11 protein-coding genes and 1 CRISPR repeat array are annotated in these 12,539 nt (G+C 70.9%); of the genes, 8 read left to right on the top strand and 3 right to left on the bottom strand.

Features of this window, described 5'->3' with window-relative positions; all coding sequences use genetic code 11:
* The 8 genes from E1265_RS37245 to E1265_RS23890 all read left to right on the top strand — a co-directional run.
* Positions 1-189: hypothetical protein (locus E1265_RS37245; RefSeq protein WP_165953855.1), on the top strand; the 189-nt coding region annotated here is incomplete at its 5' end.
* Positions 190-1,412: 1,223 nt separating this feature from the next.
* Positions 1,413-3,572 carry an RAMP superfamily CRISPR-associated protein gene (locus E1265_RS23925; protein WP_132933065.1) on the top strand — a complete coding sequence of 720 codons (2,160 nt, stop codon included), beginning with the start codon at positions 1,413-1,415 and terminating at the stop codon, positions 3,570-3,572.
* Complete coding sequence (locus tag E1265_RS23920; RefSeq protein ID WP_132933064.1) at positions 3,569-5,086, top strand: hypothetical protein; 1,518 nt, start codon at positions 3,569-3,571, stop codon at positions 5,084-5,086. Before E1265_RS23925 ends, E1265_RS23920 begins: the two co-directional genes overlap by 4 nt.
* Positions 5,083-5,694 carry an RAMP superfamily CRISPR-associated protein gene (locus E1265_RS37240; RefSeq protein ID WP_165953854.1) on the top strand — a complete coding sequence of 204 codons (612 nt, stop codon included), beginning with the start codon at positions 5,083-5,085 and terminating at the stop codon, positions 5,692-5,694. The genes E1265_RS23920 and E1265_RS37240 overlap by 4 nt, the downstream gene beginning before the upstream one ends.
* The gene (locus tag E1265_RS23905) at positions 5,694-7,046 is read left to right on the top strand and encodes a type III-B CRISPR module-associated Cmr3 family protein (RefSeq protein ID WP_132933061.1); all 1,353 of its coding nucleotides are present in this window, start codon (positions 5,694-5,696) and stop codon (positions 7,044-7,046) included. Before E1265_RS37240 ends, E1265_RS23905 begins: the two co-directional genes overlap by 1 nt.
* Before the next feature lie 5 nt (positions 7,047-7,051).
* A complete protein-coding gene (locus E1265_RS23900; protein ID WP_132933060.1) occupies positions 7,052-8,440 on the top strand; it encodes an RAMP superfamily CRISPR-associated protein in 1,389 nt (462 codons plus the stop codon).
* Positions 8,441-8,469: 29 nt separating this feature from the next.
* The gene (locus E1265_RS23895; protein WP_132933059.1) at positions 8,470-8,847 is read left to right on the top strand and encodes a hypothetical protein; all 378 of its coding nucleotides are present in this window, start codon (positions 8,470-8,472) and stop codon (positions 8,845-8,847) included.
* Positions 8,844-9,902, top strand: a complete 1,059-nt coding sequence (locus E1265_RS23890) for a hypothetical protein (RefSeq protein ID WP_132933058.1) — start codon at positions 8,844-8,846, stop codon at positions 9,900-9,902. Before E1265_RS23895 ends, E1265_RS23890 begins: the two co-directional genes overlap by 4 nt.
* Positions 9,903-10,336: 434 nt before the next feature.
* A CRISPR array of direct repeats spans positions 10,337-10,791; the repeat unit is 28 nt; unit sequence GGACGATCCCCGCGCGTGCGGGGGCGAC.
* 21 nt (positions 10,792-10,812) lie between these two features.
* Here E1265_RS23890 and cas2e read toward each other — a convergent pair.
* The 3 genes from cas2e to cas6e all read right to left on the bottom strand — a co-directional run.
* Positions 10,813-11,088: a type I-E CRISPR-associated endoribonuclease Cas2e gene (gene cas2e / locus E1265_RS23885; protein WP_132933057.1), complete on the bottom strand. Its 276-nt coding sequence runs from the start codon at positions 11,086-11,088 to the stop codon at positions 10,813-10,815.
* Positions 11,085-12,101, bottom strand: coding sequence for a type I-E CRISPR-associated endonuclease Cas1e (cas1e, locus tag E1265_RS23880; RefSeq protein ID WP_132933056.1), 1,017 nt, complete (start codon positions 12,099-12,101; stop codon positions 11,085-11,087). Before cas1e ends, cas2e begins: the two co-directional genes overlap by 4 nt.
* A partial coding sequence (gene cas6e, locus E1265_RS23875) for a type I-E CRISPR-associated protein Cas6/Cse3/CasE (protein ID WP_132933055.1) occupies positions 12,094-12,539 on the bottom strand: 446 nt, incomplete at its 5' end. The genes cas1e and cas6e, both read right to left, overlap by 8 nt.

Raw genomic sequence — 12,539 nt, 5'->3', positions numbered from 1 at the left:
CCCGTCCACACCCCCGCCTTCATCGACTTCGTCCTCCTAGCCGAACCAGGCACGGAGGTCACCCCCGCCGACTTCCCCCCGGTCGGCGAACACCTCACGGCCGTCACCCTCAACTTCATGCCCTGGGGCGAACTCCGCCTCTCCGCCCGCCCCTCCTCCATCACCCGCGCGGAAGTAGAGGGGCCGTGACTCCGACACCGGCCAATCGAACCGGCTCCCGCCCGCACGCCCATGCCGGGACGGTAGTCGGTGTCCTGCCCAACATCCCCGCGGACCAGGCATTCCGCGCAGGTACGCTCACGCCCACGGGCCATCCCAGAGCATCGCCATGGCGTCTCCGCACCTGGCTCAACAGGAGCCCCTCAGACGTAATATTGAGCAAATGCATTCGGAGGCTTCCCAGTGCATCGTTCCTGGTCAGCAAGCGTCGCCCCCGCATACGCGGGGATCGCCCCGGCATGGCCCACCTCCTACGGCCGGTTCTCCAGTCGCCCCCGCATACGCGGGGATCGCCCCCTCCGACGCCTCGCGCCCGAAGCCGCCAACGAGTCGCCCCCGCATACGCGGGGATCGCCCGCCGTAGCGGCAGTGGAGGCGGCCGTCGGCGGCGTCGCCCCCGCACACGCGGGGATCGCCCGGCGGTATAGAACCCGAACAGGAATATCGGAACGTCGTCCCCGCGCACGCGGGGATCGCCCCTACGTCGGCGAGCTGTTCGCCGAGTCCCCCCAGTCGTCCCCGCACGCGCGGGGATCGCCCCGTCTCGTGGCGGATCGGGCCGCGCCCTTCCGCGTCGTCCCCGCACGCGCGGGGATCGCCCCTCCGGGTGCTCGTTCGCCAGCTGGGACGCCCGGTCGTCCCCGCAGGCGCGGGGATCGCCCCGGTGTCGGCGGCTTGCCGTCGGGAAACCGGATGTCGTCCCCGCACACGCGAGGATCGCCCCCGGTAGCCGTCCGGGTTGTCCTCGGGGAGGCTGTCGTCCCCGCACACGCGGGGATCGCCCTGTGGTCGTGGAATCCCGGGTGGTGGTGATGACGTCGTCCCCGCACGCGCGGGATCGCCCCTCGGCGACCAGGTCGCGCGGGCCGTCGTGCTCGTCGTCCCGCACACGCGGGGATCGCCCCCGCACTCCGCTGGCCGCGACCTCCTCGAACGTGTCGTCCCCGCACGCGCGGGGATAGCTCCCGCACGGCCGCATTCGTCTCAAGCAGGCCCGGATCCGCCCCGCCCACGCGGGATAGCTGGGCATTGTCGTGCCCACGCGGTCAATTCCTCGGCCTCGCCCCGCGCAACGCGGGGAAAGGGCCATGTCAACGCTCTTGGCCTCGTTGGCCGATCTCCGCCCGCAGCTGCGGGGATGCTGGTAGCGTCCGGCTCGTTCAGATGCGCCGGGTCATCGTTGGGGGGATGCGGTGCCGTTTGGTCATGGCGATCAGGGAAGCGGCTCGTTCGTCAATCCGTACACGTTCGTTCCGTTTGCGAAGCCGGACGAGTGGCCGGCAGATCATCCGTGGCGTGCCATGCCCGTCGGTCACGATCGGATGGCGGGAGACCGTCTGAGCGGAGTGGTCGAAGTCGAGCTCACCACGCGGAGTCCGTTGCTGGTACGCGAGGCGATGGCTTCTCAAGGCCAAGGACGTGGCACCGAAGCCGAGGAGAGCCGGTTCCCGAGGCGGTCAGGTCGTGACGACCAGCCGTTCGTGCCTGGGTCGGGGATCGCGGGGGTGGTGCGGTCGTTACACGAGGGCATCGCTGGTGGCTGCCTTCGGGTGTTCGACGGTGACTTCCGTCCTGGATACAGGGATGTGGCCAAGTCGCGCGAGGGCTACTGGTACATGGCGCGTGTGGAGAGCGTGGACGGCGACGGGAGGCCGACCGCGTTGACGATCTGTCCGCAGACGACCTGGGCGCCTGCGGCCTGGCTCGCCGAGGTGCTCGGAGGCTGGCAGGCCGTGCGTACCGGGGCGACGGTGAACGTGCTCGACCCGGGCCGCGTCACGTCTTTCGGGCGGAAGGTGTCCCGGCTGCAGGTGTCCAGGCGGCATGACCTCGAACGCGGCGACGGCTGGGTACTGTTGCTGACGGACAGCGGCACTCGCAAGACCAGCAAGGACGCGACCTACTTCTGCGCCGTCGGCAGGCTCGGCAGTGGCCCCCGTGCCATCGCCTGGGAGGGCGAGCGGGACGAGGTGTGGCAGGACTTCCTCGATGCCGTCGACGGGACTGACGATGTCCGACGGGCGCGCAAGGAGGGGAAGTCCTGGCAGGAGGAGACCCAGCCTCCGTGGGTCAACGTCACGGCGAATCCGAACAGGCCCGAGGTGTTCGTCGGACAACGCATCGCCGCTCGCCCCAAGCTGTTTCCCCGCCATCAGGTCGTGTGGGTCCGGTTGGCGGAGCGCTATCAGGACCAGCCGGGATCTGCCGGATCTGCCCCCGTGCGGGTCAGCGGGATCGCCCTCGCGCAGATCTGGCGGCACAGCGGTGGCCGTTATCGTGCCCGGGATCGAGTGACGGAGGCCTTGTTGCCCTGCCAGGATGTGGCCGACGGCCTGTGTCCCACGTGCCGCGTGTTCGGTTCGGCGGAGACCGAAGGGACGAACACCGCCGCGTCGACGCAGAAGGCGTACCGCGGGCACCTCCGGTTCTCCGACGCGGTGCTCGCACCTGACTCTCCACGGCCGTCCATGGAGACGCATCTGCTGCCGCCGCTGTCCGCACCGCGCCCCGGCGCCGGGCAATTCTACCTCCGGAACGACAAGGTGCCTGATCCGCTGCCGATGGCAGAGCCTCAACGCGAGTGGGGCTCCAGCCTCGACGGCGGGCGAGTGAGAAGACTTCGCGGGCGCAAGTTCTACTGGCTGACTGAGGCGTTCGAGCGGCGTCCGTTCTTCCGTGCCACGAGGAATCGCAAGGACGCCCTCCACACCCTGGAGGAGCAGCCCGCCGGGGCGAAGAAGCCGATGCTCTGCCGGGCGGAGGCGGTTCCGGCCGGGACGCGGTTCCGTTACTCGGTCCGTTTCGAGAACCTGGGCCTGGCGGAGCTCGGCGGCGTTCTGGCGGCCCTCGCCCCTCAGGGTGTGCTGTCTCTTCCGGACGGGTTCTCGGGTCCCGTTGGTTTCGCCGTGGGTGGTGGGCGTCCCTTGGGCTTCGGCAGTTGCACGGCGGAGGTCGTGCGACTTGAGGCGCACTCGGCCCGGTCGCGGTACACGGCCGCCAAGCCAGCCAAGGTCGTGTCGCCGCAGGAGGCTCTGACCGCCTTTCGGACTTCGCTACCTGCCGACCAACGCACCCGCGTGTGGCGGGCGTTAAGCCACATCCTGTGCCTGGACCGCGTCTCTCCACACCACGTGTGGTGGCCCCCGGCCGGCGAACTACCCGAGGACGGGCGGCTCGTGCCCGAGCACCTTCGGTCCAGCATGGCCTTCTGGCAGCAGTCCCGCGGATTTCGGCACCAGGGCAAGGATCGGCAGGATGACCCCTTGCTGCCGCTGCCCCACCCCGGTCCCCGGCCGCAGACGCTACCGGTCGTGCGGGACGACAAGGCGCTCAGGCGGGGGAACAGCCGGTGACCGGAAGCAGCGTCGAGCAGGTGTACATCGATGTCGCGTTCGTGCGCATTCAGCGGTATCTGGCGCGCACCAGCAGGCTTCGCGGGCGCCGTTCCGCGAGTGCGGGGATGGCTGAGGCGACGGACAGCGCGGTGATCGCCGCCCGGCTACCCCAAGGCCTGGCCGCCGCGAACGGCGAGGCCGGACAGGCGGACGGCATCGTCAGCCTCAAGCTCGTCGACCCGCGCCCGGAGGGCCGCCAGCAGCGGGTGCGCAAGGTGATCAGTGCCGTACTGGCCGAGCTGCGCGAGGAGTTCCCGGCCGCTGAGCTCCAGGCGGTGTGGGGCGTGGGCGAGTCGTACGTCAGCGCCTACGCGCATGAGATCGGCCCGCGGACGCGGCGCGGAGACGTCGAGCACGTCTGGTACGACCTGCCGTCCTTACCCGAGTTCCCGGCCGCGCGGCTGTGCCCGCTGTGCGGCATGGACCCCGCCACCGAGAAGGCGCGGCTGCCTGAGGCCCCCGAGGTTCCCGAACTCGTGTGCGCGGACTGCGCCCACCGGCTACGACGCGGTGCCCGTGCGGCGGCGCGCGTGGGAGAGAGTCGCAAGAAGTCGGCTGAGCAGCGGTTGCAGGAGCTCCTGGAGGTGGACGAGGCGCCCGACGCCCTGGAGAACCTCGCCCCGCTCGGGGCCGGTGACCTCAAGCGCAACCACCTGGCCACCGTCTACATCGACGGCAACGCGGTGGGGCTGTTCTTCAAACGACTCCTCGCAGCGGCGGCCACCAAGCCGGCGTTGCACGACACCAAGCGGGAACTCTCGCGCAGGCTGTCGGAGCTCACCGAGTGGTCCCTGCTCTGCGCGACGAGCCAGGTGCTCGAGACGATGGGGCCGGAGCGGTCGGCCCGGTTGCCGGTCGTGCCACACGTGGTCGGCGGGGACGACGTCCTGGTGAGCGTGCCGGCGTCGTATGCCTGGGCCTTCGTCGTGGAGTACCTGAAGACGTTCGACGCCGAGATGCGCGACAGCCTGGTGGGGCCGGTCAACCTGGACCACGGGCTCGACCTGCCGGTGCCGTCGGCCTCGGCCGGTCTCGTCTTCGCTCGGCACGGGCAGCCGATGTACCTGCTGGTGGACCTCGCCGAGGAGCGGCTCCGGGCGGCGAAGCGGAGAACCGGCGGCGCGGCCTCGTCCGTCGCCTTCCTGGATCTGACCACGGAGGGGCCGCAGGGGGTGGACGATTCGCCGCTCCCGCTGTCCGTTCTCGGCCAGGACGCCACGCTGGACGCCCTAGACCGGCTCCACCGGCTGCCGCGTAGCCTCCGGACGCGGCTGGCCCAAGCCATGCGCGACCACGACGACACCGTCTCGGCGGAGGGTCTAGCCCGGCGTTCCGGGGAGTTCCGGGCGATCGAGCCGTTCCTTCCGGGACGAGACGGCCGGCCACCGCGCAGTGGGATCACGCTGCGGCACGCGCTGCGCCTCGTCACCTGGTGGCGGCCGCTGGGCCCCAAGGCGAGGAGCCGTCTGTGATCGTCACCATCCACTTCCACGCTCCCTTCCGCATCGGCACGGGCGCGGCCCGCGATGGACTCGGCGCCACCGTCGACCGGGACGATCCCATTCCAGCCACCTCGCTGAAGGGGGTGATGCGGGCCAGCGCCGAGCGTCTGCTGCCGACGCGCCCCGACGTACTGAGGGCGGTCTTCGGCGCGCCTCGGTGGCCCTCGCCGTGGCACTGGGGGCCGGTGGAATTTCCAGGTCGACCCGACGGGACGCTGGGACCGGAGAGCTTCGCACCCCGAGCACGTGTCCAACTGGACGCACGCACCGGCACGGCCCGACGGGCCCACCTCGTCATCGGGGAGGAAGTCAACGTGCCGGGAGCGATGGCACGGTTCGCTGTCGAGCGGGTCGACGCGCTGCGTCCAGGGCTGAGCGAGGAACAACACCTGGCCGTCCTTGCCTGCGCGGCGGCCGGCGTGCACGAGCTCGGGGCCGGGCGCAGTCGTGGGCTCGGCTGGGTGACCTGCACGACGGAGGATCCAGCGGTGGACGAGAGCGTCCTGGCCGTGCTCGAGGCGCTGCTGGCCCAGCAGCCGGCGTCCGCGGCCACGACCGTGCGGGAGGCGAGGAGCTGATGCCAGAGATCCGCACCATGACCCTCACCGCCCGGCAACCACTGTCGCTGGGCACGCGACACAACCCCGGCACGGCTCTGCTGCGCTCGCACCGTCATGTGCGCGGCACGGTCCTGCGGGGCGCGCTGGCCCAGGCGTGGATCACGGAGCACGGCAGGCCGGACGAGTTGGCCGGCTCCGATCCGGCGCTGCTGGCCCAGTTCGTGGAGTTGTTCGAGCGACACGTGCGCTACGGTGCGCTCTTCCTCGACGGCTGGGCACTGCTGCCGCTGTCGGTCCTCCGCTGCAAGTACCGGTCGGAGCCTGCCTGCGCCCGATGGCATGCCGATGAGGCGTTCGGCGACGGGCCAACCGAGGAGTGCGGTGCGTGTGGCGGTCCGGCCGAGTCGGCGAAAGGCGAGATCGAATCGTTCGGGGAGTGGGCCGGGCCGTTGCTGCGGCAGTCCACGCACGTCGAGCTTACGGCGGACGGCGTCGCGGCGGAGGGGCAGCTGTTCGCGCGGGAGGCCATCCGAGCGCGGGACGATCACGGTCGGACGACAACCTTGAGCGGCGAGTTGGTCGTGCCCGACGACCTGTCCGCAGCGGCCCGCGACTGGCTGACGGCCGAGCACCGCGTCCGCGTCGGCGGGCGCGGCAGCACCAGCGGTCTGGCGACACTGGCCATCGGCCCGGCCACGCCAGAGCTGGCGCAGCCGACCGCGCGGCGGCTGGCGTTGCGCTTCACCGCGCCGGCGCTGCTCGTGGACGGCGCTGGGCTGCCGGTGCTGCGCCCCTCGGAGCCAGAGCTCGCCGAGCTGCTCGGCACCGCCGTGACGATCGAACGTTCCTGGGCGCGGCACGAACGCATCGGCGGATGGAACCGCGCCACCAACTTGCCGAAGCCGGAGGAACCGGCGGTGAGCGCCGGCAGCACATACCTGCTGCACTGTGCGGAAGTCCCGGACGCGAAGCGGCTGCGGAGGTTGTGCGACTCGGGTCTTGGCCTGCGACGCAACGAGGGGTACGGCTCACTCCGGATCGATACCGAGCCATGGTCCCCTCCCTCGGGCCGGACCCCGACCGGGGACGGCGCCTCGCAGGTCGACGAGAACACCGAAGCGCCGGCACGCACCGCCGCCCTGCTGCAGGCGACCGGCCACGGCCCCTGGCTGCTCGACAAGCTCCGCTCCTACGCGCGCGACCGTGCCGCCTCGGGACGCCCGCCACACACCGACCTCCTCGCCGCGACAACGCTTCGGGACCTGCGCCCCAGCGACCGCAGCGCGCTGGAGCGCCTGCTCCTCGATCCCGAACTGTCCGCTCTTGACGAGGTGTTGCGGCATCTCAACGTTCTGGTGCGAAGGGGGTAGCCGCCATGCCCCAGACCATCCACCTCTACGAGCTGACGTTGACGCTCGACACACCCGGGGGCGTCACCGCACCCGAGAGCCGCCGCAGCGACGCGGCCACGGCAGCGGCGCTGCCGCTGGCCCGGGACACCGAAGGCCGACCCCACGTCCCGGCCACCTCGCTCGCCGGCTCGCTACGTGACCACGCCGCGCGCACCCTGGGCGCTGACGGCGACGCGGAACGCCTCTTCGGCACGGCAGGTGACGGGAAGGAGGACGACCGGTCGACCGCCACCGCTTCAGCGGTCCGCATCCTCGGCACACGGACCACCCTGCCCGAGCACGCGCCTACGCCGTTGCACCGCATGAGCACCGCCATCGACCGGGTACGCGGCGCCGCACTCACCGAGACACTCAGGGAACGGGAACTGCTGCCGCCGGGGACCACAGTCACCGCATGGCTGCGCGTCGACCGCGCCGACGCGGCCGAAGAACTCGAGCGGCTGCTGCCGTCATGGTCCCCACGCATCGGCGGCGCACGCAGCACCGGCCACGGCCGGGCCAGGCTCACCCGCGTCACGCGTCGCGTTCTCGATCTCTCAACACCACAGGGCCGCCGCGTCTGGCTCACCCGAGGCGGCCCCGCGCTCTTCGACGACGCATCCGTCATCCTCTCGGAGGCCGAGTCCGCGCCAGCACAACTCCCCTTCGTGTTCGGGAAACCGATCGACTTCGAGGTCGTGGACGCCCTGCACGTCGGCAGCGGCGAGCACGAAAGGGGCGGGCACAGGGCCACGGACCGCGCCCGGCACCTGCGCGACCATTTGGGACGGCCGGTCGTTCCCGGCTCAACGTGGAAGGGACTGCTGCGCAGCCGCTGCGAGTTCATCCTGCGGAGCCTGTCCGAGGACGCGTCGTGTGCAGAAACGCCTGGCTGCGGTGTCTGCCCAGTCTGTGCGGCCTTCGGCTACTCGGCCGACGCGAGCGACATGCATTCCGGAGGCCTTCGGGGCAGGCTCGTCTTCCTGGACTCTCCGGTGACGCAGCCCGGCGGCACGCCGGCGGAGACGGTTTCCCGCAACCATGTGGCGCTGGACCGTTTCACGGGCGGCGCCACGACGGGGCTGCTGTTCACGGACGAGGTCGTCGAGCAGGGCCGGGTCACGCTGACGATCCTGGACGAGCCCAGCGATCCGGACGCGAGCCCGCTGGACACCCTCCTGCGTGATGTCCTGCTGCTGGCTCTCTACGACCTTCACACCGGCGTGCTCGGTATCGGTGCGGGCACCACCCGCGGGTACGGAACGTTGCGCGGTACGAGCGAGACGACCGCGTTCCTGGAAGCCGAAGCACCGCTCGCTCGGCAGCGGCTGGGCGACGCCCTGCCGATCTCAGCACAGGAGGATGGCCAGTGAGGACGATGTGGCTTCAGCGGTGTGGACCGATGAGCTGGACGGCGCTCCGCGCGGACCTGGCCTCGGCGGGAAGCGACTGCGCCTGGTCGGACTTCGGCGGATTCCACTTCGCCCCGGCTGACGCTCTACCCGAGGTCGTCCCGAGCACCACCCATCTATGGGCCTGGGACACCGCCCGCGCGGTGCGCGTCAGGATCGACGTGGATCGGGCACTGGTCGCGTGCCTGAACAACTCCCCGCCGGCAGGGGTGGTGACGGAGGAGGCCCACGTACGGGAACGTGCCGGCCACCCGTGGAGCGCGAACGACGAGCACGTCGGCCGTCCGGATGTCCCACTGCCCCAGGACGAGTTCACGCTGCTTGAGCTGACCGGCGCCACCCGAGCGGTCTTCGTCCGCCAACCATGAACGACGCCCTGCGGGAACTGAGGGTGCTGCTGGCCACGCGCCAGGGCCTCGGCACACTGGTGGTGGCCGTGTCGGCGCCGGTCGCCTTGGGCGTCGTCCCCAACATCCTGCAGAGCTGGACCTCACAGGTCTGGCTGCTGTACGTCGCCTTCACCGTCGCGGTGGCGGGTGTTCTCGTTGGCTGGGCCCTCACCCGGAACCGCGGACTCGGCATCGTGCTCACCCTCTACCACACGGCGCCTTCCGACACCCGGGCCAGGGCGATGCTCACCGCCGCCAGGAGCCGACACTCGACCACCCTCCGTCTCGACCGGGACGAGTTGTGGCCGAAGGACGCCGCTCTGACGATGACGAACGACCAGATCCATCTGCTCGGCCGACTCCTCGACGCCCGCTGCGCGGAACACGTGGACTCCGGCGGCAGCCTGACCGACATCGTCCTCTACCCGCTGATATCCCTCCAGGACGGATACCGCCTCGGCCAGACCCTGCGCTCACCAGGCTCGGGCCTGACCATCGCCCACCGCTCCGTCGCGACGGGTGAAGTATTCCCAGGCATCCGCCTCGACGGCGCGCTACGGAACCACGCCGCCGCTGCCCCCGCCTTTCTCCAACCCCCTGCCGACCCTCTACTCACCGCCAACCCGGCTGTGGGGCCAGGCGATCCGGGGTATGGCCATCTGGCCTTGATCATCCGCCTGACAGGCCGAAGCAGCATGGTCGACATAGCCCGCCGAGTGGCCGAGACCGGCAGCCCGGACCACCCTGACGGCCGCCCCACCGGCTACCACTACGCCAGCCCCGCCTGCGGTGCGACGCTCGCCATAGAAGCCGCCGTGACCGGCGTACCTGAGGACTCCAACTCCTTCGCAACCACGGTCACATACCTCCGCACCCAGTGGCAGACCGCCCACACCGCCTGGTCCACCCAAACCGGCTCCCCCACCACCGGCCACCTCTTCTTCAACGGCCCCCTCCCCATCGCCATCGCCCTCGGCTGGGCCCTCGACGACAACACCCCAGCGCTCGTCCCACACGACCCCAGCACCCGATGACAGACCCCAGGAAACTGACCACGAGCAGACGCCCGCCACTCTGAAGAGCGCAATCAACGCGCGCTACGTGCCCGACTTCGGATGCGCCTCAACCACGCGGACATCCGGGACAACCAGACCATGGTTGAGTGAACTAAGCTTCACCGCAACAGATCACCGCAGGTCAGAAGGGCAACCCCGCATCCGCAGGGATAGCTCCTGAGCTGGGTTGCACAGGCTGAGCGGTGAGCCCCCGGCAGCCGCTCAGCCAGCAGGAGTCCAAGTCCTCACGCGTCAATCGGGCTTCGCGCTCTTCGAACGCAACCGTCGCCCGGTGGTCCTCACCAAGGCTGGGCAGGCTCTGCTCGACGAGCCTGCCAGGGCGATAAGGCAGTCGGGCCGGGTGGCCAACGTGGCGGAAGCTGATCCACTCGGAATTCTCCATTCGAAGCGCAAGGGAATTCCCGCCGGTGCAGGGGCGACACCTTCCCCGGGGCCAACCTGCTGCGGCCCGATGGACGATCCCCGCGCGTGCGGGGGCGACGGCTGTCAGCGTGTAGCGGACGGTGTGGACGCCGGACGATCCCCGCGCGTGCGGGGGCGACCTCGTGGTGCGGCCGCTGGGAGTCCTGATGATGGGACGATCCCCGCGCGTGCGGGGGCGACAAGCACGCCAAGGTTACGCCAAGGAGCAGGTGCGGACGATCCCCGCGCGTGCGGGAGCGACGGCGATATCGAACGCGCGGGCCTGGACCCGAAGGGACGATCCCCGCGCGTGCGGGGGCGACTCCTTGGCCGGCCGCCGTCGCGGGGCCGGGCGCGGACGATCCCCGCGCGTGCGGGGGCGACAGTGGGACGAGTCCGCAAGCCGCTCGCGAAAGAGGACGATCCCCGCGCGTGCGGGGGCGACACTTGTTGAGCTGCGGGTTTATCAGCGTGGGCGGGCGATCAGCATGAGGCCGTCAAAGTCGACGGGGTACCAGCGGTCGCGGCCGGCGGTGCGGACGGACCAGCGTTGTTCGTTGTTGGCTGGCTCGATCATGACGGCTTGGCCGTCGCCGATGCGGTCGGCGAGGGTGGTCCAGAGGCGGTCGCGGATGCGGGAGTTGGGGTTGCCGACGAAGACTCCGGCGGCGACCTCGGACATCCAGCGTGTGAGGTGGCCGCGCAGCCCTTCAGGGGCGGCGATGAGGACGACGACGGTCACCGGGCCGCTCCTGAGCCGCTCGCGTCGCCCGTGATCGGGGCGTCGAAGTCGGGGCCGACGACCGCGAGGTAGTTGGCCGCGTCGAAGATGTCGGCGCCCCAGTTGGTGCCGCCGCTGACGGTGGTGCCGCTATCGTCCCAGAGCGCGTTGACGTCCCGGTCGACGAGCTCGGTGGCGTCGGGCATCAGGAGTTCTGCGATGTCGCTGACGATGCGGGGCAGGAGCTTGGTCTGGGTGACGGCGTCGCGGAGGGCGAGGCGGGCGTCGCGTTCGCTGGTGCGGCCGTCGGCGGTGAGGTCGAAGGCGAGAGGGATGGTGTAGTCGGCCTTGTAGAGGTCGGCGATGTCCAGGACGAAGGAGACCGCAGAGCCGGTGTGCACGAAGCCGAGGGCGGGGCTGGCGCCGATGCCGGTGATGACGGCGTGGCAGATGCCGTAGAGCGCGGAGTTCGCCGCGGACAGCAGCCGGTTGACGTCGTCGCCTGCGGCGAAGGGCTCGCCGGGGCGGTAGTCGCGTTTGGTCCACGGCACGCCGGTGCGTTTGGCGTGTTGCTGGTAGGCGCGCCGTACGCGGACTCCCTCCCGGCCGCGTAACTGCTGCATGGTCAGGCCCTCGGTGTCCTCACCGGGGAAGCGCATGGCGTACATGCGTCGGGCGACGCCGAGGCGTTCCTGCGGTCGGGTCACGAGATGCGCCTGACGCATGACGAGTTGGGAGCCGCGCGAGGTGCCGAGGCCGGAGGCGTACAGGCGCACGCCCTTCTCGCCCACCCAGCACAGCGCAGTACCGGAGTCTCCGAGCAGGGTGACGGCGGCGTGGGTGATGCGGGTGCCGGGGCCGAGCAGGACGACGGCGAGGTAGGCGGCCGGGACGCGGACGGTGCGCTCGCGGTTGACCAGGACGACGGCGTTCTCGTCGCGGTCGACGTGGCAGCGCTCGACGTAGAGGCTGGAGATGCGGTCTTCCATGCGGTGCAGGTCCTGGGCACCGGCGCGCCACCAGGGTTCAGCCACGGACGGCCTCCGGGGTCTGGGCGGGGAGCGGCGCCAGAGTGAGCAGGCCGCAGCCGTACGCCTTGGACGGGCCAATGCCGGTGAGGAGGGCCGCGCGCAGGGCTTCGACGTCGGTGACCCGCAGGCGCCCTTCGAAGGTGGCGGTCGGGACGGTGACGACGCGCCCCTCCTTCTTCTTGCGGAAGCGCTCGATGTCGCGCCTGACGACGGCGACGTCGGGTGTCGGCGTCGTTTCCTCCCGGGAGCCGAGGCCCGGGGCGGGTCGCGTGGCCGTGTGCACCGCGGGGATGGTGAAGCCGGCTCGTTCGCCGCGTTGGAGAAGCCATCCGAGTTGGGCGGTGGCGGTGCGGTGGCCGAGGCGGAATCCGCGGAGGCGGGTGCCACTCTCGGCGGCGGCTTTGAGGCGTGCCTCCTGCTCGGGGGTGGGCTTCTCGGGGG

The sequence above is a fragment of the Streptomyces sp. 8K308 genome (assembly GCF_004348315.1).
Classification (GTDB): domain Bacteria; phylum Actinomycetota; class Actinomycetes; order Streptomycetales; family Streptomycetaceae; genus Streptomyces.
The sequence above is the reverse complement of the archived record's forward strand: the minus strand, read 5'-3'. Positions and strand labels throughout refer to the sequence as shown.